The sequence below is a fragment of the Kitasatospora sp. NPDC087315 genome, from assembly GCF_044744345.1.
Classification (GTDB): Bacteria; Actinomycetota; Actinomycetes; order Streptomycetales; family Streptomycetaceae; genus Kitasatospora.
This window is the reverse complement of record NZ_JBIUYD010000012.1, coordinates 49,594-69,865: the sequence shown is the minus strand read 5'-3', so window position 1 is coordinate 69,865 and position 20,272 is coordinate 49,594. Positions and strand designations below refer to the sequence as shown.

Genomic DNA, 20,272 nt, shown 5'->3' with positions numbered 1-20,272 from the left:
GAGCCTGCGGGAGTGCTCCTCCCAGCCCACCGTCAGCCGGTCCACGGCCGCCGTCACCCGCGGCATCAGCCTGCCGATCGACGAGGGCCTGGCCGTCGAGGCCGCCTGGTTCGCGGCGACCGTCCCGTCCGGCGGCCTCGCGGACCGCCTGCGGCGCTTCCTCGACCGGGCCCGCTGACCGCCGGAACGGGGCGGGGAGCGGGGCGTGAGCGGGCCAGGGCGCGGGGCACTCCGGCGAGGGGCGAGAATGGACGCCATGTCCCGACGCCGCTCCGCCGCCCGCGCCACGCCCCGAGCCACCGCCCCCCGGCTGCTGCCCTCCTCGCCCTGCCCGTGCGGGCTGCCCGCCGCCTACGCCGAGTGCTGCGGCCGGCTGCACCGGGGCCAGGCCGCGGCCGCCACCGCCGAGGCCCTGATGCGCTCCCGGTTCAGCGCCTTCGCCGCCCAGGACGAGGCGTACCTGCTGCGCAGCTGGCACCCCGACACCCGGCCCGCCACCGTCGACTTCGACCCCGCGCTGCGCTGGGTCCGGCTGGAGGTGCTCTCCAGCACCGACGGCGGCCCCTTCCACAGCGAGGGCACGGTCGCATTCCGCGCCCACTACACCGAGGGCCGCGAGGAGGGCGTCCTCACCGAGCACAGCCGCTTCGTCCGCCACGAGGGCGCCTGGGTCTACCTCGACGCCCTCTCGCTCCAGTGACGCCCCGCCGACGGGCCTACAGGTAGTCGTCCAGGCGGGCGAGCGCGAAGCCCTGCGCGGTGACGTCGTTCACGACCTTGCGGAGCAGGTCGGGCATGGTGCCGCGCCAGAGGTCGGTGCCCCGGAAATGGGTGAGGATGATGTCGCCCGGGTGCAGGCGCTGGTCGGCGTAGCGGTACTCCATGCGGTCGGGGAAGGCCTCCTCGTTCCAGAGCGGCACCGCCTCGATGCCGCAGGAGGCGGCGGCGCGCAGCGTGTCGTCGTTGTACTCGCCGTACGGCGGCCGGAACAGCCGGGGGCGGGCGCCGATCTGCTGCTCCAGCTGGTCCTGCTGGCGGCAGATCTCGTCGTGCTGCACGTCGTAGCCGAGCACCTTGAGGTTGCGGTGGTTGATGGTGTGGTTGTTGACGGCGGCGCCCTGGGCGGCGAGGTTGCGGAAGTAGCCGTAGTCGGAGCGGGCCAGGTAGTCGGCGACGAAGGTGCTGAGCGGGATCCCCAGTTCCTTCGCCATCCGGGAGAAGGCGGGATCCTTCTCGGCGCCGTCGTCGACGGTCAGGAAGACGATCTTCTCGTCGGTCGGGACGCGGTAGACCACCGGTGGCCGCCCGTCGCTGAGCTTCACGCCCTGGGCCGGCCGCAGCTCCGGCCTGCTCGCCGGACGCTGCGGCGCGGGCAGCGGCACCCGCTCCAGACCCCAGCGGTGGACGGCCTCCAGCCTGGCCCGGACGGCGGCCTCCCGGCGGGCGAGCGCCTCACCGCCGCGCTCCTCCTCCTGCCGGGCCAGGCCCGGCATCCCCAGCGGCGCGGCCGGGGGCCGGGGCCCGCCGCGGTCGGCCGCCTCGCTCTCGTCCGCTGCGGCGGCGGTGCTCGCGGCGGTGCGGGAGGGCCTCCCGCCCTGCCCGGACGGTGCGGCGCAGCCCGCCATCACGGCCGTCAGGCAGACGGCCGCCACCAGACCGGCCCCGGCCCGGCGGCCTGCTCGGTGACGGCCCTTCGATCCCCCATTAATCTGATTATCTGCCATTTTGTCCATGCAGCACTGCTCCCCCGTGCCACCCCTCGGCCAACCCCCTCGTCACCCCCGCGGGCTAAGCACGGGAGCCGCCCCGCAGACCCTCCGCCCACGCGGCCAGCACGGCGAAGTCCGCGTCCACCAGCCCCCGTCCGGGGTGCACCCGGTGCAGCAGCGCGGGCCCCGCGTGGTGCGCCCGGGATCCGGGCTCGGGTTCACGCTCGGCAGCCTAGCCCGGGCGTCGGGCGCACCCCCGTCGGCCTGGGAAAACGGTTCGCGGGCGGGGTGGGCCGCCACCGATAATGCGCGCATGACGAACAGTGCGCCGCGTACCACCGATCCCTGGGCCGTCGCCCGGGCCGATGTCGGCTCCGAGGAGGCGCTGGCGCTGCTGCGCGAGTACTACACCGATGTCGCCAACCGGTACTACCGGTTGCACCTCGGCCGCGAGGGCACGCCCGAGGAGATCGAGGCCGGCCTGGCCGGCTCGCCGAGTGACGACCTCGCCGGGCCCACCGGGCTCTTCCTGCTCGGCCGCTACCGCGGCGAGGCCCAGTCCTGTGCCGGTCTGCGGGTGCGGGACGCCCGCACGGTCGAGCTGACCAGGGTCTTCGTCCGGCCCGGTCTGCGCGGCACCGGCGGCGGCGCCCGGCTGCTGGCCGCCGTGGACGAGGCCGCCCGCGCGCTCGGCGCCGAGCGGATCGTGCTGGACACCCGGCTCGACCTGGTCGAGGCCCGCGCGCTCTACTCGCGACACGGATACCGCGAGATCCCGGCGTACAGCAGCGGGCCGTACGCCCAGGTCTGGTACGGCAAGGACATCACGGCGCCCGCCCATGCAGACCGTTGAGCTGGTCTGCGACGCCTCCTTCGACCGCGCCGTACGCGCGGTCTGGCAGACGCTCGCCGACGGCGGCGTGGACAGCCTCGCCCACAACACCCACCCCGACCACCGCCCGCACCTCACCCTGGCCTCCTGCGCCCGGATGCCGGCCGACGCCCCGGCGCGCCTCGACGAACTCCTCGCCGACGCACTGCCGTTGACCGTCCGGCTGACCGGCCTGCTCTCCTTCGCCGCACGCAGCAGGCGCCGGGTGCTCTCCTGGTCGGTCGTGCCCACCGTGGACCTGATCCTGCTCCACCACCGGGTCTGGCAGATCCTCGCCGACGCCGAGGAACCCGACCCGCACTACGTCCCCGGCCGCTGGTCCCCGCACCTCGGTCTCACCCGCCGGCTCACGCCGGACGCCCTGACCCGGGCCCACGCCCTCCTCGGCCGCCACCCCGACCTCACCGGCGTCCTCACCGCCGCCCGCAGTTTCGACTCCGAGGCGCAGCAGTCCCGTTGGCTGGGCGCACCGGAGCCGCGAACGGCACCGGCGGCACCGGCGGACCAGTAGGCGCCCGGCTCAGCCGACGCCCGGCGTACCGGCGCGCAGAGCGGCGCGCAGTTCGCCGGCGTCGGGCGGGTTGGCGCCGGTCCGGGCGACGGTGAGGGCGGCGGCCGTGACCGCCTCGACGAGCGCCTCGGCGAGGGCGGCACCGGAGTGGCGGGCGCGCAACAGGGCGGCCATGAAGGCGTCACCGGCGCCCACCGTGTCGGCGACCGTCACGGGTACCGCGGCCGCCTCCACCCGCCGCCCGTCCGCGGTGAGGGCGAAGGCGCCGTCACCGCCCCGGGTGACGGCGACCACGGCCGGGCCGAGGCCGAGCCAGCGCCGGGCCACCTGCTCCGGGTCCTGCCCCGGGTAGAGCCAGGCCAGGTCCTCGTCGCTGGCCTTGACCAGGTCACTGAGCGCCACGCAGCGTTCGACCCGCCGGACGGCCTGCTCCCGTTCGCCCATCAGCGCGGGCCGCACATTCGGGTCGTAGCTGACGGTGGCCCGGGAGCGGAAGCGTTCCACCAGGGCGAGCACGGCCGACGCCCCGGGTTCTCCGACGGCCGCGATGGACCCGATGTGCAAGTGGCCCGGCGTGTACGGGAGATCGCGCGGCGTCAGCGTCCAGCCGATGTCGAAGGTGTAGCGCGCCCGGCCCTGCTCGTCCAGCTCGACCACCGCGGACGGCGTCCGGGCACCCTCCTCGGCGTCCGCGAGGACGGTGACACCCGCGGACTCCAGGTGTGCCCGGATCAGCCGGCCGTTGGGGTCGGCGCCGAGCTGGGTGAGCAGCGCGGTCGGCAGCCCGAGCCGCGCCAGCCCGTACGCGACGTTGGCGGGGCTGCCGCCGGGGTGGACCCGGTCGGGCGCGCCGTCCGTACGGACGATGTCGGCGACGCACTCACCGATCACCAGGAAGCTCGGGGCGGGGCTGGTCAAGGCTGCTCCTGCCGGTCCGGAACGTCAGCGTGGGTTGCAGCCGCCCAGCCTACGGGCAGGCGGGCCCGGACATGAAGGACGGCCGCCGGACCTGGCCAGGTTCTCCGACGGCCGTGGCCCCGTCCGTCAGGGGGCGGAGCACTTCGAACGTTATGACAGTCCGCTGCCGACCGGCTACCGGACTGACCCGTTCGGGGGACGCCGCAGGCCTCGGAGGCGTCCCGGACCGCCCAGCCCCTCCACTACGATCCGTGTCCGGAAGGTCACTCAACGGCGCCGGTCGCCCAGGACCCGGCCCAAGGCCCGAACAGCAGGACACGAAAGCGGTGGTCACCATCCCCAGGACCCGTTCCAGCCTCGCCGTCGCCCTCGCGCTCGCCTCGGCGGTGCTCTGCGCCACCGTGCCGTCCGCCGCGGCGGCGGACGGCCTCGGCGACCCGGTCTTCCCCGCGCTCGGCAACCCGGGCTACGACGCGCTCGCCTACGACCTCTCGTTCGACTACCGGCCCGACACCCGCACCGTGGACGGCCGCACCGTGCTCACCGCCCGCGCGCTCACCGCGCTGCCGGGCCTGGAGCTGGACGCGCTCGGGCTGGACGTCCGAAGCGTCCGGGTCGACGGCCACCCCGCGGCGTTCCGCACGCACGACGAGAAGCTGACCGTCGTTCCGGCCAGGGCGGTGCCGCGGGGCGCCCTGCTGCGGGTGTCCGTCGACTACACGGCCGACCCGAGGGCCCGGCTGCCGCACACCGGCTGGGTGCCCACGCCCGACGGCTTCGCCGTCGCCGGACAGCCCGACAGCGCCCACACCGTCTTCCCCTGCAACGACCACCCGAGCGACAAGGCCCGCTTCACGATCAGTGTCACCGCGCCGGACGACGTGCTCGGCGTCGCCAACGGGCGGCTCGCCGCCACCGAACCGGCCGGCGACGGGCGGACCACCCGGCGGTACGTGTCGCGTGAGCCGATGGCGACGGAGCTGCTGCAGGTGGCGGTCGGCGACTACACCGTGCGCGAGCGTTCCGGCCCGCACGGGCTCCCGCTGCGGGACGTCGTCCCGACCGCCCGCGCCGCCGGTCTGGAGCCGGCCCTCGCGCTCACCCCCGCCCAGCTGGAGTGGGCCGAACAGCGTCTCGGACGCTTCCCGTTCGAGACGTACGGGCTGCTGCCCGTCAACAGCGACGACCCGGCCGCCTTCGGCTTCACCGGTCTGGAGACGCAGACCCTCACCCTCTACAAACCGGACTTCCTGCGCCGGCCCGAGCCCGCGATCGGCTCGCACATGATGCACGAGCTGATCCACTCGTGGTTCGGTGACAGCGTCTCGCCGCGCAGCTGGGCGGACCTCTGGCTGAACGAGGGCCACGCCGACTTCTACGGCCTGATGTACCGCTACGAGCGCGGCTGGCCGGACCCGGGCGGTTTCACCGCTCTGACGGACCGGATGCGCGACCTCTACGCCAGGGGCGACCAGTGGCGCCACGACTCCGGGCCGGTCGCCGCGCCGAACGCCGTGAACCTCTTCGACAGCCAGCGCTACACCGGCGGCGCGCTGGTGCTGTTCGCGCTGCGCGAGCGGGTCGGGGCGACCGCCTTCGACCGGATCGAGCGGGCCTTCCTCCGACGGCACCGGTACGCCACCGCCACCACCGCCGACTACCTGCGGACGGCCTCCGAGGTCTCCGGCGAGGACCTGACGGGCTTCCTCACCGACTGGCTCTACGGGCGGCGCACCCCGCCGATGCCGGGCCACCCGGACTGGACGGTGACGCCGGTCGATCCGGCCGGACCCGCCGTCCGCGGGCCGGCGGGCACGCCGCGCGGCACCGGGACGCTCTGACCCTGGCGAGCCCGTCCGTCGTGGGCGGGTACGCCGTGCTGCCCCGGCGCGCCGGGGCGGTGCGCCAGGGCGCCGTCCACGCGCCCCTGTGCGGTGGGGACCGGCGGGCGCATCGTGGTGCCCACGGCCCGCCCGCCGCCCGGCCGAGTTCCGGCCGGCTCGCGGGCCGTCCAACACGTCCGGAAAAATGGCCGCCTTCGGCAGGCAACCCGTACGGACTCCCATCGCGTTCATGCAGCCGTGAGACGAACACCACGACCGCCGGCACGGCCGGCACTGCTGACAGGAACGACGGGAACACCATGGCGGGGGCGGCACGATGAGGGACGCGACACCGGACTTCGAGGAGTTCGTCGCCGCCCGCAGCCCACGCCTGCTGCGCATGGCCTGGCTGCTGACCGGCGATCCGCATCTGGCCGAGGATCTGCTGCAGACGGCGCTGGCCAAGGTCTGGCCCCGCTGGGAGAAGATCTCCATCGACCGGCCGGAGGCGTACGTGCGCCGGGTGCTGGTGAACTCGCACGTCTCCTGGTGGCGGCGGCGCTGGCACGGGGAGCTGCCGCACGGCGAACTGCCGGAGTCCCCGGTGCACACGGACCCGTTCGAGGACGTGGTGGTCGGCCAGGTGGTGGCCGCGGCCGTGCGGGCGCTGCCACCGCGCCAGCGGGCCGTGGTGGTGCTGCGGTACTTCGAGGACCTCAGCGTCGAGGACACGGCCGAGGCGCTGGGCTGCAATCCGGGGACGGTCAAGAGCCAGACCCATCGCGCCTTGCAGGCGCTGCGCGGCAAGCTGCCCTCCCGGGAACTGATGCTGGACGGGGGACTCCGTGACGGGATCTGATGGCACCCATCCGGAGTCCGGCCCCCTGGAGTTCGACCGCTCGGAGTTCGACCGCTCGGGCTTCGAGCGGCCCGGCTCCGGCCGCTCCGGCGGGTCTTCGGCCGCCGACACGGAGGAGGAGCAGGAGCTGCGGTACCTGCTGCGGCAGGCCGCTCCCCACCTCCCGCCTCCGGCCGACCTGCTGGACCGGGTCCTCGAACGCGCCGCCCGGACCCGTCGCCGCAGGCGGACCGCCGGGCTCGCGGCCGGGCTGACCACCGGTCTGGTCGCCGCCGCACTGGCCGCCGCCCCGGCCATCGCGCCCGCGCCGCCGGCCGGGGTCATCCGTCCGGCGGCCACGCCGCCGGCGCCGACCGCCGCCGCTTCCCCGACCGTCACCGCTTCGCCGGCCCCGACCTCCGCCGGGCCCGGCGGCGCCTTCGGATACCCCGTGCGGCCCGTCGGCTTCCCGGAGCTCGGCGGACTGGTCGTCTACATGCCGATCGGCTGGTCCACCCTGCTCATCCCGTCCGCCGACCCGCGCCGGAGCACCGGCTACCTGGCCTCCCAGCCGCTCACGGTGAGGCCGTCCTGCACGGCGAAGCAGAGCGCGTGCGCCACGGCACCGGCCGACGAACTGGGCGAAGACGGCGCGCTGATCGCCATCGGACTGATCGACGACCAGACCCTCGCCGCCAAGCTGTCCGGAACCAGCGAGCCGGCGGCCGAAGCCGGGCTCGACAAGGACTGCTTCGGCCTCGGCGGCACCCTCGCCCTCCTCGGCCACCGGACGGTCGCCGAGGCCGACCAGGTGACGGTGGTCGAACTGAAGGCCTGTCTGAACAAGCCGTCCGAGCGGACCCTGCAGTCGGTGCAGCAGATCCTCAGCTCGGTCCGCGTCACCGGGAACGCCCCCGCCGCCCCGGGCAGCCGCCGCGGCTGACCCGCTCCCCCGCCACGCTCTTCACCGAGGCGGTACCGCCATGCCCCACCCCGTCATGCCCTCGCCGGGGCCGGTGCTGCCGCTCGTGAGCGGGTCGGTAAGGGGGCTCGGAGCCCGCCCGGCACGCCTCGGTGCCGACGGCGAACACCCGGTCGGGCAGCGGACGGGGGACGTCGGCGGCGAGGGGCACCCGGCGACTCCGGCGGACGACGTGTCAGGCGACGTGCCGGCCGACGGAGCGACCCCGGCTCAGGAAGCGGCGCCGGCCACGGCGGCGGCGATCCGGTCGTACAGGGCGGGGAGCTTGAAGTAGGCGCTGTGGCAGTACGGGAACGGCTGCCGACTGGTCACCTCGTGGTCGGTGACCCTGGCATCGCCGGGGAAGACCGGGGCGGCCCGGTAGCCGAGGAGGTCCGCGGGGTCGTAGACGTTCAGCCAGGCGGGGAAGCCGGGCGGCAGGGCGGCGCCGGGCTCAAGGCCGTTGAGCGCGCCGAGTTCGTGCAGGAAGGGGGCCTGCGAGCCGACGGTGACCAGCAGGCGCAGCCCCTCCGGTGCCTCCCGGCGGGCGGCGGCGAGGGCCAGCGAGTCCACCAGGGCGATGCCGCCGAGGCTGTGCCCGATGACGACGGTCGGGCCCGGGGCGGCGGCGATCCGCTCCGCCAGGTAGGCGCGCAGCGGGCCGCCGCGCGCCTGGTAGCGCAGGATGTCGCCGAGCGCGGGGGTGGCGCCGACGGTCAGGGCGCCGCGATGACGGTCCAGCAGCCGCTGGCCGCCGAGGCGCATCCCGAGCTTGCCGAGGACGCCCGCCGTCCGGCCGAGCGGTCCGCGGGCGGCGCCGCCGAGGCGGTCGGCGAGGAGTTCGACCAGCCGGTCGCGCTCCTCGGCGGTGCAGAGCGCCTCGGAGCCGGCGGCGGTGAGCAGTTCGGCCGTGAGCGCGCGGGCGGTGACGGCGGTGAGTTCGGCGGCCGCCGCCGGGTCGGCGGCCTGTTCGCAGGCCCCGGTGAACTCCTCGGCGGCGGCGAGCCGTTGGAGGGCGCCGGGGAGGTGCCGGGCCAGACCGGTGGCGGCCAGGACGGCGGTCAGCTGGTCGGCGGCGGCGGAAACGGCGTCGGCATCGACGGTGTCGGCGGCGAGCGCGGCCAGGTGCTCGCCGACGGCCTGCCCGGGCGTCCGAGTGCCGGGCGCGCCGAACCCGTCGTCCTCGCCGGGCGGTTCGGCCAGGACACGCAGCTCGCAGAGCGGATCGACGAACAGCAGCGTCCAGCCGCCGTCCGCCCGGCCGACCAGCCCCGCGGGCTCGACGGGCTCCGGCCGGCCGCCGCCGGACAGGCCGGCGAAGCCCGGGATCGAGGCGCCGCCCGCGCTCAGCGTCGCGCCGTACTCGTCCCCCCAGTAGCAGGGCTCCACCCCGGCGTCCGGGAACCGGGCACCCAGCTCGCGGGCGACCAGCTCGAACAGCGGGTCGTACCCCTCGCGCCGTACCCCGGTGCCGTGCACGAACAGGAATCGCATGCCGCCCCCACCCTCTCCGCGCCCCGATCCGTGCAGCACCCTAGCGTCGCCGCGCACGCCCGGCAGCCGGTCCACCGCAATCACCGACGGTCAGCGGCACCGGCGCCGGCCACACCGACCCCGGCCCCACGACGGCGGACATGCCGTCGGCCCCGGTCTGGCAAGGCCGGGGCCGAAGGGCGGGGCGGGCGGGGCGTCGGTCAGTACCGCAGGGCGGCGGCGATCCGGCCTCGGCCGGCGAGTTCGTCGGCGGGGACGAAGAGGACCTTGGCCCCCGTGTCCAGCGCCCGTTCGACGATCTCGTCGACCATGTCCTCGCGGACGTCGGGCTCGCCGGCGGGGGCGGGCACCAGGTGGTTGTCGGTCACCCTGACCGGCTCCCAGTAGTCCTCCTCGACCGCCACCACGGCGGCCCGGCCCTCGGCGACGCTCTGCCAGACCTCGTCGATCCCGGCGGCCAGTCCCTTGTCGCTCTGGGCCTGGTCGAGGCGCTTGTGCAGTTCGGCGACGGCCTTCTGCTCCTGCTGGGCGACGGTGGCCCGGACGGCCTCGGCGACGGCGGCGGGCTGGGCGTGGCCGAGGCCGCCCCTGGGCACCTGGGCGGCGGCGCGCTTGGCGGCGGCGCCCACCTCGTCCAGCAGGGCGAGCGCGGCGGCCTCGCCGAGCACGTACAGCGGGCGCGGGTCGGCCTCCAGCAGGGTGGCGAGCGCCGTGTCGGCCTCACGCAGGAACCGGCGGGTCTCCTCGTCGCGGAAGGTGCTGGGCACGTCGCCGATCCGCTCCTTCCGCTCCACGTCCCAGTCCGGCGGGACCTGGTCCAGCGGGAAGCCGTCCGCGGCGTGCTCGACCAGCCGCGGCCCGGCCCCGCTGAACAGGGCGACCCGGTCGGCGGCGACGGTCAGCACCCAGTACGGGGCGCCGGCCGTGTAGGCGGAGACCAGGTTGCGGGTCAGGAAGGTCTCGGAGAGCACCACGCGGGCGGGCACGGTGCGCGGCAGCGACCACACCTGGTGCTCACCGGGCGCTGCGAAGATCACCAGGCCGTCCTCGGCGTGCACCAGGTCGACCTCGGTCAGGGCCCGGTCCAACTGCTCGACCACGTCGATCCGGTCGGCCCGGGAGACCGCCTCGTCGGCGTGCAGCCGGTTCTTCGCCTCGGCGATCAGATTGCGCAGGCGCACCGGGTCCTGGGCGTTGTCCGGCTCGCTGCGGTGGGTGGGCAGCAGAACGGAGACGGCCGGGTAGCGCCGGGGGCGGCGCAGCTCGGCGAGGACGGCTGGCGTGAGCTCGGCTGCGTACATCAGGTGCCCTTCTTGTCGCGGTTGCCTCGACTTGGTCAGTCAATGTGCTGTTTTGTCGGGTTTAATCTCCGACCCTTCCCCATCCCACCGCCGTCCTGTGCTCCGCGCCACCGGAAAGGTGCCCGCGGGCCGCTCGCGCCGGGGTGGCCGGACAAGAACGAGTGGACTCCCGCCGGCACCCGTAACCCGGGTGGCGGAGCATCGTTGGGCGGGGCATGAAGAAGCGCAGCATGCTCGCCGTCGCCTCGCTCGCCGTGGGCGTCGTGGCCTCCCTGACCGCTCCCAGCGCACACGCCAGCGCGATCGGCGGCCAGGGGAATCTGACCGGCCCGCTCCAGCACGGCGGAGCGCTCGACGCGGTACCGGACGGCCTCCAGGGCCCGGTCGGGGACGCCGGCGGTGTGGTCGGCGAGGGGACGGGCTATGTGACCGGGCAGGCGCCCGGTCTGATCCGGCTGATTCCCGCCTGACGCCGGCCCCCGCGCGGCAGGTCCGGCCGCACCCTCAGCCGAGCGCGGTACCGAGGTCCTGGGTCCAGTAGGGGCCACCGGGGCCGGTCGCGACGCCGACGCCGACGTCCTTGAAGCCGCAGTCCAGCATGTTGGACTGGTGAATTCCGCCGTCCATCCAGCGGGAGAAGACGGCGGCGGCCGATCCCGGTCCCCGGTCGAGGTTCTCGCCCCACTGGGACCAGCGGTAACCGGCGGCGGCGAGCCGCGCGTCCGCCCGCGCGCCGTCCGGGTTGACGTGGTCGAAGAAGGCGCGGGTCACCATGTCCTCGGCGTGCTTCTGGGCGGCCGCGTGCAGCTTGGGGTCGATCCGCAGCGGGCCGCAACCGGCCCTGGCGCGCTCGGCGTTGACCAGGTCGACGAGCTGGCGCTCCGGGCTCGGCGGGGCGGTCGGCCTGGCACTGACGGGCGTTGGCGTCGTCGGCGCGGGCTCGGGCGCCCGGGTGGGCAGCGGAGCGGCCGGGGCCGTCACCGGCTCGGCCGTCGTCGGCGGGGTCGGGGGCGTCGTCGTGGGCGGGGTCGGTATCGCCGCCACCAGTGTGTCCGGTGCGCCCGCCGGGGTGGTCGGTTCGGTCGCGGGCGACTCGGGGGCGGCGTGGTGCGGCCAGACCAGCGCGAGGGTCGTCACCGCCAGCACCGCGGCCGCGCCGCCCGCGACAGCCGCCCTCCGCCGGGTGGGACCGCCCCGGCCACCGGGCCCCCCGCTCGGGTCGGCCAGGCCCGCGGCCGCGGTGGGCTGCACCGGAAGGGCGGTCGGCGAACCCGACGGGAAGGGCACCAGGACCAGGCCGGCCAGCAGCCCCTCGGCCGGGAAGAGGTCGCGCCCCAGCCGGTCGCAGGCGGGGCAGGCCCGGATGTGCCGGACGATGCGCTTGCGCCACACCGAACCCGGGGCGCCGTCCCAGCCCGCGGTGAGGTCGGCCAGCTCCGGGCAGCGCGGGTAGGCGGTGAGCGCCCGGACCACCAGGCGCCCCGCCTCCAGCTGCTTCTTCATCCGCTGGATCCGGACGGCCGTGTGCTGCGGCGTCAGGTCGAGCGCCTCGGTGAGTTCGGCGCGGGTGAGTTCGCCGCAGGCCTCCAGCCACCACAGGGCGAGCAGTTCGCGGTCGTCCGGGTCCAGCCATCGGGTGGCCTCGGCGACCTCCCTGCGCTGGCCGGACAGGCCCAGGCGCAGGATGGTGAGGTCGGTGAAGTCGCCTTCGGGGTCGGGCAGTTCCCAGGTCTCGTCAAGGCCGCCGACGGCCGTCTGCTGCTGGCTCGCGGACCGGCGGCGGACCTGGTTCATGGTGATCGCGACCAGCCAGGAACGGAAGGACTCCGGGTCGCGCAGCCCGTCCAGGCCGTCCAGCGCGCGGATCATGGTCTCCTGCGCGATGTCGTCGACGTCGGCGTGGCCGTTCAGCGCGCGCCCGGCGACGTTGTAGACCAACGGCAGCCAGGTGGCAACCAGCGCCTCCCGGGCCTGCGGGTCGCCCGCCTGGGCCGCGAGCACCAGGGTCGTCCCGGTCCTGTTCTGCACGTCAACGTTCATGGGTCCGCACTCCGTCTTGCCGTTCTTCCGTCCGCCGCTGCCTCCTCGGAGACCTCTGGGGAGTGATCAGATAACAACAATTTACGCGGATTCGGAAAACGGGGACCCTGCACGGTGCACTGGAGCGGGCGCTCGCGTGAGGCCGGCCGGTCAGGACGGAGCCGCGAAGACCTGCGTCCACCAGGGGCCGCCGGAGCCGGTCCGCACGCCGACGCCGATCTGCTTGAACGCGCAGTTGAGGATGTTGGCGCGGTGGCCCGGGCTGTTCATCCAGGACTCCATCACGGCGGCCGGGTCCTTCTGACCGCGCGCTATGTTCTCGCCCCAGGTGCTCCAGCGGTAGCCGGTCGCGTCTATCCGGTGGTCCGCGTGGTAGCCCTCGGGGCTGGCGTGGTCGAAGAAGTTACGCGCCGCCATGTCCTCGCTGTGCCCCTGCGCGGCCGCGGCCAGCCGGGGTTCGGCGGTGAGCGGACCGCAACCCTGCTGGGCGCGCTGGGCGTTGACCAGGTCCACCACCTGCTGGGCGAACTGCGCCGAGGTACCGCTCGCGGGCGCCCCGGCGTTCTTCGGGGCCGCGGACGTCGCCGCGGCGGAGGCGGCCCCGGTGGCCGCGGTGTCCGCGGTCGGCCTGGCGGTGGCGCCCGGGCCGGACTTGACGGGCGCGGACGGGGTCGGCACGGCCGGTGCGGCAGGGGTGGACGGCGGAGTCACGCCAGTAGGGGCCGCGGGGCCGGTGGTCGCGGGGCCGGTGGTCGCAGGGGACGCGGACGCGGCCTGCGCCGGGTCGGCGGCGGACGGGGAGCCGGCCGGGCCGGCGAGGAGAGCGGAGTCGACGCCGCCCGCGCCGGGCACCTGGACGCCGTCGTGGTTCCCCGCCTCCGCCGCGATCTGCGGGTCGAGCGCCACCGCCCGCCGGCCGTCCCGGTCGCCGTCCGCCCCGTCGTACGCCGCGTACCCGGCGCCGGCGAGCGCGGCGATCACCCCGGTACCGGCCACGGCGGCGATCACGGCCACCACCGGACCGACCCCGCTCCGCCGACGGGCCCGCCGCCCACGCCCCCGCCGCACGGCGGCGGCGCGCCGCTCGGCCCGGCCACCGGGGCGCCCGGCCGCCGGGAGAATCGTCGTCCTGTCTTCGCTGTTCACCTGAGCACGCTTCCTGTTCGGGTCGGCGGGTACGGGTGCCGACACCTGGGAGACCTCCCGGCGGCGCGCCGATAACAGAAAGTCCGAACGAATTTCCGATCCCCACCGCACGGGCCCGCCCGCCCGCGCGCGGCACAGCGGCGTCCGGGGCCATCGCGCGGGTGACGGGCGTGGGCCGGGCGGGGTGACCCGGGTGCCCGTGCTCCGGGCCCGGTGGCCGTCGTCCGCGGTGGTCCACGGAACCGGGGGTTGAGACTGGTGAGCTCGCTTGTTCAGGCGTCGTCTGTTCGCAGCCGAGTCCGAATGGAGCTCGCGCTGAGTGATCAACGCGAGCTCGGCGGACGTCGATCGCCATGGCTATCGCTGTCTGGCGCGGACAACGTGCGAAGGCGCCCAACCATGTCAGAAGGCACCAAGGAAGCCCTCGCTGTCAGGGGAAGTCCGGGCACTCCTCGGCAAAGCCCTGCGAAACGGGCTGCCACACGCCGTGGTCCTCACGCGCGCTCAGTCGATCCGCTTCCTCCGCGGTCTCGATCAGCTGAGCGGTGGTCAAGGGGACGGCCGCCGTGAAGACTCGGGGCATGGTCGTTGTCCATGCACCAGCGCAGGAAGGGCTGGGCCGGGCGCCGGGTGGCGTACTGGTCTGCGTGCGCGTGCCAGGCGTCCGAGCCTGGCCACGCGCTATGACAAGCGCGCCTACGTCTTCCACGGCGCGGTCACCGTCGCGTCGATCCGTCTTCGGCTCAGATCGTGATCAGCCGGCTTCTGGAGCGTCGGCCCGCTGTGCCGACTCGGCAGCAACCTGACGCAGCAGCACCGTTGGCGATGCCATGACGGCGTACCAAGTGTTCGCGCTCTCGTCCGTGACCGGAGCCCAGGCAGCGATCACCGGCAGTTCACAGTGGTCACCGGCCTCCAGCGGGGGCAGCGTCCAGGACATGCCGTTGTGGCCGAAGTCCACGCCCCACGTGCTGAACGAGTGGTTGTGCACCTCGTCGATCAGCGCCGCCCATCGTCGGGGCACCTCGCCCGCGTCGGCCGCCCAGCAGATCGCCTCCGCGTCGTCACCCCCGACGGTGAGCCGGGTCTTCTCGTCCTCCACCGTGATCGCGGCCAGTGCCTGCCCCCCGTCGTACCCCGCGTCGGCACCCTCCGGAAGCCGCGCCGACAGCCCCGTCGAGAACTGCACACGGCCGAGCGGAGCAAAGGCGTCGATCCGCCAGACCGCCGCACGGCAGTCGGTCAGCGGCCCCCAGGTCTCGGGGTCGAGCTCGGGATCGTACGGGGTCAGCAGCAGCTCTACGCGGGCCGCGGGACGGACCCAGCGGGCAACCGTGCGGCCGCCCGGCAGCTCGAACAGCTCATCGGGCAGCAGCGGAAGGCCCGTGTTCCCAATGGCCGTGGTGAAGGTCAGCGGGCCGAATGGCGTGTCGATAGCCGGCTGAACGGCGGCCCGCAGGCGGATGCGCGGGACGGTGGGAAGCAGCATCGCCCCAGGGTAGTGGGCCTTCCCACGGGTTGCGCCAGCCCTGGAGCATCGCTTCGAAGACCTGCTCGCCCGGCCGCAGCATCGGCAGGCCATCGACCAGGTGGAGGCGAGCAGACCCCGGTGCCAGGCCGTCCTCACCCATCGCCATCACTCTCCGTCGATCGCATTGGACGCGAGTTTTTCGCATCAGATGCGAGACGGCGGCGTTTCCCAGCTCAGTCGCCCGACGGAGTGAAGGAGCCGCGCCAGGCCGGCGCAGTCGCCACCGTGATCCCAAGTACTGCCAACGCAACGTCCCTGGCAGGTCCGATTGTGCGAGCCCAGTGTCGTTGGTGGTGATGTTGGATTCCCTCAGGGGCGGGGTGGGCTGTGACCTCGATCGAGAGGACCGCGTATCCGCGGTTCAAGCGGCTGATCACCGCGCATGAGCTGCATCTGTTCTTCGCGCCGAGCCGTGACGAGGTCGAGTGGGTTGCCGGCCGGACCGACTGCGACGAGCACCTCCTGGCCCAGCTGCTCGCGCTGAAGTCGTACCAGCGCATGGGGTGCTTCCCTAAGCTGGACGAGATCCCGGAGACGGTGGTCGACTTCGTCCGCCGCGCGGTGGACCTGCCAGAGGGCACGGTGCCGAAGGCCGCGAACCGTACGGCGGAGCGGCAGCGAACCGCCGTACGTCAGCGGACGGGCTTGTCGTACGACAAGGCGAAGGCCCGGAAGATCGCCGAGGCGGTAATGCGGAGCGAGGCCGTGTCGAAGAACCGCCCGGCGGACCTGATCAACATCGCGCTGGAGAAGGTCGTGGAGGCCGGGCTGGAGCTGCTGGGCTTCACCACGCTGGACGCGCTCGCGGCGAAGGTCCGCACCGAGGTGAACGCCGCGATCTGCATGGGCGTCTACGACCAGCTCAGCGAGGCCCACCGGGAACAACTGCTGGCGCTGCTGTCGGAGAAGGACACTTCCGGCACCACGAAGTACAACAGGCTGAAGCAGTCAGCGAAGGCCCTGGAGCAGGAGATCAAGGCCCGGATGCCGGAGCGCTCCCTGCTCGGGATCATCTCCCGCACGGCGTACTGGGTGGAGTGGTGGCGTCGCTTCGGCCCCGCCTCGGGCAACGAGCCGAAGCTGAAAGACCCCTTCGGCCGGTACGTGATCACCACCTTCGTGAAGGGCACCGACATGGGCCCCTACGAGGCTGCCCGGCACACCCCCGGCGTGCGCGGGCACGAGCTGTCGCTGGCCGCGAACGAGCACGTCCGCCGCTTCGGCGAGTACTCCACCCATGAGCTCGGCCTCGTGCCCGAGGCGTACGACCCGCATCTGGACGTCGACTTCAGCCCGCTGCGCGGTGACGCCCCGGCCGCGCCGGACGGCTACGGTCAGGCGGCCTGATCACCCATGTCATGTCGCTACTCCAGCGGCCACGCGATGCACACGCACTGTTCCATGCCACGCGGAAGGCTCCTGGCACCTACTCCCTGGTCATCTCGTCGCTTCCGCAGCAACGCCCGGCTGCGGCCGGGTCCGCATACCCCAGCGGGCAAGAGATGGGCCAGCAGCACCCAGCATTGCGAAGAACAACGCCAGCAGCAGCCAGCCCGCCGTGCCGAGGCCTAGCACCACCGTGGTGAGGATCGCAGGGGCAAGAGCCTGGCCCGCGTTGAAGCCGAGGCCGAGGACACCTTGGTACTGGCCCTGGGCATGGTCGGGGGCAAGACCGAAACCCAGGGCGAAGCACGCCGAGGACTCCCAGACCTCTCCCAGGCTATGGACGAAGATCGCCGCCAGGACCAGTCCTGCTGCCGCCCAGACAGGGGCGTACGCCGCCAGCGCCATCATCGGACAGCTGACGAGGAAGAGCAGCCCCGCAGTGCGAAACGCCCTGCCGCCGTCGTACGGGGTCTCGATACGGGAGCCGATCTTGGTCTGCATCAGTACGCAGAAGGCGGAATTGACTGCGAACAGCGCGGCCACCGTCCAACGCGGCGTTTCGGTGTGCTCGGAGATCCAGATCGGCAGGAGCAGGGAGACCACCGGGTACTGCAGTCCCATGGCCCCGTAGAGGGCGGTGAACGTCAGGAACGGACGGTCCGCGAAGACGAGCCAGCGCCGCTGCCGCGGTGGCGCTGCCAGCACCGGATAGCGGGGCAGCAGAAGCAGAAGCACCGCGCACAGGGCGAAGCTCGCCGCGTTGCCGAGAATCAGCGTGACATAGGCGCCGCGGGTGTCCGCGGCCAGCGCCAGCCCGGCACCCGCCGTTCCCAGGACGACGCCCAGGTTGACGAAGGTGCGCAGCTTCGCCCGGAACATGGCCGGTCGCTCACCCCCGACCCGGGCCACCAGAGCCCCCCACGCCGCCCCTCCGGCCGCCGCGGCGATCTGGTCGACCGTCGCGATGATCGTGAGCGCGGCCCAGCTCTCGACGAGGACGAGGGCCGCCATCGATACCGCCTGGACCGCGAGGGCCAGCATCATGATCACGCGTGCACCGCGCCGGTCGGCGAGATGACCCCCAGGTATCCCCGCGCACAAGCCGATCACTCCGGCGATGGTGAGCGCGGCGCCGACCTGCACCGCAGGCAGGCCCACGACCAAGGTGAAATAGAGCGCCGACGCCGCGTTGAACAGACCATTGCCGACCCGGTTGACGAAACTGGCGGCGACCAGCACGCGCTCCGGCCCACTGCCCCCCGCCATCCGGCCTATTCGACCTGCCAAACCGCCCTTGATCATGGACCGCAGGCTAACAGCACCGCAGAACCCGCCGCAGTCGTACGAAGAAGATCGCGTGCCCCAACGGCGACGCAGGCCCCGACGCGTGTTCCATCCCCTGAAGGCCGGTGTCGGCAAACGAACGAATGACGACTGGCGCGCCGGGCGTCCAATGAACCCAGACTTTCCGGGACCCGACGGCGGCGCCGATCCAATCAGATCCGATGGCGGATGATGACAGGGTTTGCTGACAGCTGGGGTCGAATGCGACCACCGAGAGCGGGGAGCGGCATGGCCAACCTGGTCTACAAACGGGTGTCGACGGACCAGCAGTCGACCGACCGGCAAAACCTCGTCCTAACCGAAGGCCGGGATCGAAGACCCGGTCGTCCTCGAGGAACAGGCCGGCACCTCCAGCCGCCTCCACCCCCTTGAGCGGCCGAAGTTCGGCGAACTGCTCGCCTACGCCCGGCCGGGCGACACCGTGCACATCTCCGAGATGTTCCGCCTCGTACGCGGCACCGGGCACATCCTCGACGTGCTCGACGTCCTCCACCGCGACCAAGTCGCGCTGCGCATCCACGACGGCGCGTTCTCCGCCATGGACCCCAGCTCCTCATCCGCTGCCAGTCCCTCGACGGCACCCCGGGCGCCCCAGCGATCCCAGCTCAGCGCAAGGCGCACCGCGAGTACGAGAACCGCGTCGCCGCCCTCGCGAGCAACACCCTGTAGCGAGTCCTCCGGTCTGCAAGATCATCCCGTGGCGGGTTTCCGGCGTATCTGGGTCATGCCCCGAAGAGACCCTGACCCACGGGCCCGACCCGCTCCACCTCTCCCAGTCCCGCCTCTCGGAGTTCGTCACGGAGACCGGTTTCGAGGCGCCCACCTGGCACGCTCCGGAGGCATCCGGCTTCTTCCAGCCCCTGCTGACGGCCGGAGCTCCGGGTCCGGCGCGGCTCGGCATGCGTCCGTTTAATGAACGTTGATCTCCGCTTTGCATGCTCTTCGAGTCCTTGCCGCCCACGCCGCACCCGCGGCGAAACGGGGCGGACGAGGGGGACAAGGAGTCGCATCACATGCAGACGATTGCAAGAGGCCGACGGCAGGGGCTGCCGGCCGTGGCCTGGGCGATGGTGGCGTTCCTGCTCGCCTTCGGGGCCGTACTGGCTCCCACGCCCGCCCAGGCCGCTCCGCCGGACGGCTGGAACAACCGCCATCTCGACGAGATCACTCTGCTGGGCAGCCACAACGGATTCTCCAACAGCGCCGACGGCGTCAACTTCGCGCAGAACCAGAGCTACTCCCTGCGCGACCAGCTGAACAGCCTGAACGTACGGGCGACGGAGCTCGACATCTGGGGTACCGGCAACGGGGTGTGGGTCGAGCACGGAGCCCCCGACTTGACCGGGGGCAAGCGGCTGTTCCTGCACATGCAGACCATCGTGGACTTCCTCCGCAACAATCCCCACGAGATCTTCGTCCTCACCTTCGAGGACTACACCGACACCGCTCAGCTCCAGCGGGAGTTCGATCTGGTGCCGGGCCTGCAGGACCTGGCGTTCAACCCCAACGCGTGGGACGTCTGGAACAAGGGCTGGCCCAGGGTCGAGGACATGGTGAACACGAACAAGCGCCTGCTGATGCTGTCGGGGAGGTACGACAAGCAGGATCTGAACGTCTTCCCCATGAAGGAGTGGACCGTACAGAACCACTACGACGACGGCGTCGGCGCCTGCAACGACCGCAAGGGCGACGGGATCTCCACCCAGCTGGGAAAGGCGACCTGGGCCAATGGTGACGGCCCCAACAGCCATGCCAACACCAACGCCCGCGCGTTCCAGAAGCTGTTCTTCAACAACAACTTCTCCGCGCGTTCGTACGACGACTTCTACCGCTCGGTGAAGGCGTGCGAGCCGAAGACGCTCGGCCGGATGCCGAACATGATCTCGACGGACTGGATCGGCTACAGCAACCGCGATGCCGAGCGGTTCGTCAACGACACCAACCGGGCGGTCGGCTGGAACGTCGGGAGCACCAACCTGTGCCTCGACGTCGAGGGCGGACGTACCGAGGACCGCACCCCCGTCCAGTTGTACGGGTGCAACTGGTCCAACTCGCAGGCATGGCGGCGCGTGCCCATCGACGACGCCCTGGACGGGTTCGAGCTCCGCGCCCTGGGCCAGTGCCTCGACGTGGCGGGCGGCATCGCGGCCAAGGGCACCAAGATCCAGACCTACGGCTGCAACGGCACGGTCGCGCAGCGCTGGGTCCACGAGGGCACCGGCAACAGGCTGCGCAACCTGGGGACGAACATGTGCCTGGACGTCACCAATGGGATCATCGCGTCAGGGACGAAGCTGCAGCTCTGGGACTGCAACGGCAGCCCTTCGCAGTACTTCGACTGGCGCATGGTCTGACCTCGTCGGACCGCTACTGAACCT

At 73.1% G+C, this 20,272-nt stretch carries 19 protein-coding genes; 10 read left to right on the top strand and 9 right to left on the bottom strand.

Going from position 1 to position 20,272, the window contains the following annotated elements:
* Positions 1-256: 256 nt before the first annotated feature.
* The gene (locus tag ACIO5D_RS18915) at positions 257-700 is read left to right on the top strand and encodes a YchJ family metal-binding protein (RefSeq protein WP_363614384.1); all 444 of its coding nucleotides are present in this window, start codon (positions 257-259) and stop codon (positions 698-700) included.
* A gap of 16 nt (positions 701-716) precedes the next feature.
* Here ACIO5D_RS18915 and ACIO5D_RS18910 read toward each other — a convergent pair whose 3' ends face one another.
* Entirely contained in the window at positions 717-1,733 is a 1,017-nt protein-coding gene (locus ACIO5D_RS18910; RefSeq protein WP_400759387.1) for a polysaccharide deacetylase family protein, read from the bottom strand.
* 289 nt (positions 1,734-2,022) lie between these two features.
* On the opposite strand from ACIO5D_RS18910, the gene ACIO5D_RS18905 reads away from it, so the two are divergent.
* Positions 2,023-2,562, top strand: a complete 540-nt coding sequence (locus ACIO5D_RS18905) for a GNAT family N-acetyltransferase (RefSeq protein WP_400652833.1) — start codon at positions 2,023-2,025, stop codon at positions 2,560-2,562.
* Complete coding sequence (locus ACIO5D_RS18900; protein ID WP_400652831.1) at positions 2,549-3,112, top strand: 2'-5' RNA ligase family protein; 564 nt, start codon at positions 2,549-2,551, stop codon at positions 3,110-3,112. Before ACIO5D_RS18905 ends, ACIO5D_RS18900 begins: the two co-directional genes overlap by 14 nt.
* A 9-nt stretch (positions 3,113-3,121) precedes the next feature.
* Here ACIO5D_RS18900 and ACIO5D_RS18895 read toward each other — a convergent pair whose 3' ends face one another.
* Positions 3,122-4,030, bottom strand: a complete 909-nt coding sequence (locus ACIO5D_RS18895; RefSeq protein WP_400796461.1) for a carbohydrate kinase — start codon at positions 4,028-4,030, stop codon at positions 3,122-3,124.
* A 326-nt stretch (positions 4,031-4,356) separates the two neighbouring features.
* Between ACIO5D_RS18895 and ACIO5D_RS18890 the strand changes: the two genes are divergently transcribed.
* From ACIO5D_RS18890 to ACIO5D_RS18880, 3 genes are all read left to right on the top strand, one after another.
* Positions 4,357-5,871, top strand: a complete 1,515-nt coding sequence (locus ACIO5D_RS18890) for a M1 family metallopeptidase (RefSeq protein WP_400796458.1) — start codon at positions 4,357-4,359, stop codon at positions 5,869-5,871.
* 319 nt (positions 5,872-6,190) lie between these two features.
* The gene (locus tag ACIO5D_RS18885) at positions 6,191-6,712 is read left to right on the top strand and encodes a SigE family RNA polymerase sigma factor (RefSeq protein WP_400796455.1); all 522 of its coding nucleotides are present in this window, start codon (positions 6,191-6,193) and stop codon (positions 6,710-6,712) included.
* The gene (locus tag ACIO5D_RS18880) at positions 6,699-7,634 is read left to right on the top strand and encodes a hypothetical protein (RefSeq protein ID WP_400759375.1); all 936 of its coding nucleotides are present in this window, start codon (positions 6,699-6,701) and stop codon (positions 7,632-7,634) included. The genes ACIO5D_RS18885 and ACIO5D_RS18880 overlap by 14 nt, the downstream gene beginning before the upstream one ends.
* A gap of 249 nt (positions 7,635-7,883) precedes the next feature.
* On the opposite strand, the gene ACIO5D_RS18875 is transcribed toward ACIO5D_RS18880, so the two are convergent.
* Together ACIO5D_RS18875 and ACIO5D_RS18870 are read right to left on the bottom strand one after the other, a co-directional pair.
* Positions 7,884-9,146, bottom strand: a complete 1,263-nt coding sequence (locus tag ACIO5D_RS18875) for a hypothetical protein (protein WP_400652825.1) — start codon at positions 9,144-9,146, stop codon at positions 7,884-7,886.
* Between the two features lie 200 nt (positions 9,147-9,346).
* Entirely contained in the window at positions 9,347-10,447 is a 1,101-nt protein-coding gene (locus tag ACIO5D_RS18870) for a chemotaxis protein (RefSeq protein ID WP_363614399.1), read from the bottom strand.
* A gap of 215 nt (positions 10,448-10,662) precedes the next feature.
* Here ACIO5D_RS18870 and ACIO5D_RS18865 point away from each other — a divergent pair, with 215 nt between their 5' ends.
* Complete coding sequence (locus ACIO5D_RS18865; protein ID WP_363614401.1) at positions 10,663-10,917, top strand: hypothetical protein; 255 nt, start codon at positions 10,663-10,665, stop codon at positions 10,915-10,917.
* Between the two features lie 34 nt (positions 10,918-10,951).
* On the opposite strand, the gene ACIO5D_RS18860 is transcribed toward ACIO5D_RS18865, so the two are convergent.
* From ACIO5D_RS18860 to ACIO5D_RS18845, 4 genes are all read right to left on the bottom strand, one after another.
* Positions 10,952-12,487, bottom strand: coding sequence for a sigma-70 family RNA polymerase sigma factor (locus ACIO5D_RS18860; RefSeq protein ID WP_400796452.1), 1,536 nt, complete (start codon positions 12,485-12,487; stop codon positions 10,952-10,954).
* A gap of 150 nt (positions 12,488-12,637) precedes the next feature.
* On the bottom strand, positions 12,638-13,633 hold the full coding sequence (locus tag ACIO5D_RS18855) for a CAP domain-containing protein (RefSeq protein ID WP_400652820.1): 996 nt from the start codon (positions 13,631-13,633) through the stop codon (positions 12,638-12,640).
* Between the two features lie 430 nt (positions 13,634-14,063).
* Complete coding sequence (locus ACIO5D_RS18850) at positions 14,064-14,216, bottom strand: hypothetical protein (RefSeq protein ID WP_400796676.1); 153 nt, start codon at positions 14,214-14,216, stop codon at positions 14,064-14,066.
* 171 nt (positions 14,217-14,387) lie between these two features.
* Complete coding sequence (locus tag ACIO5D_RS18845) at positions 14,388-15,122, bottom strand: hypothetical protein (protein WP_400796449.1); 735 nt, start codon at positions 15,120-15,122, stop codon at positions 14,388-14,390.
* Between the two features lie 369 nt (positions 15,123-15,491).
* Between ACIO5D_RS18845 and ACIO5D_RS18840 the strand changes: the two genes are divergently transcribed.
* Positions 15,492-16,511 carry a DUF4158 domain-containing protein gene (locus ACIO5D_RS18840; RefSeq protein ID WP_400796447.1) on the top strand — a complete coding sequence of 340 codons (1,020 nt, stop codon included), beginning with the start codon at positions 15,492-15,494 and terminating at the stop codon, positions 16,509-16,511.
* A 90-nt stretch (positions 16,512-16,601) separates the two neighbouring features.
* Here ACIO5D_RS18840 and ACIO5D_RS18835 read toward each other — a convergent pair whose 3' ends face one another.
* Entirely contained in the window at positions 16,602-17,852 is a 1,251-nt protein-coding gene (locus ACIO5D_RS18835; protein ID WP_400652813.1) for an MFS transporter, read from the bottom strand.
* A gap of 352 nt (positions 17,853-18,204) precedes the next feature.
* Here ACIO5D_RS18835 and ACIO5D_RS18830 point away from each other — a divergent pair, with 352 nt between their 5' ends.
* Together ACIO5D_RS18830 and ACIO5D_RS18825 are read left to right on the top strand one after the other, a co-directional pair.
* The gene (locus tag ACIO5D_RS18830; RefSeq protein WP_400796662.1) at positions 18,205-18,807 is read left to right on the top strand and encodes a recombinase family protein; all 603 of its coding nucleotides are present in this window, start codon (positions 18,205-18,207) and stop codon (positions 18,805-18,807) included.
* Between the two features lie 100 nt (positions 18,808-18,907).
* Positions 18,908-20,248, top strand: coding sequence for an RICIN domain-containing protein (locus ACIO5D_RS18825; RefSeq protein ID WP_363612756.1), 1,341 nt, complete (start codon positions 18,908-18,910; stop codon positions 20,246-20,248).
* The last annotated feature ends 24 nt before the right edge of the window (positions 20,249-20,272 follow it).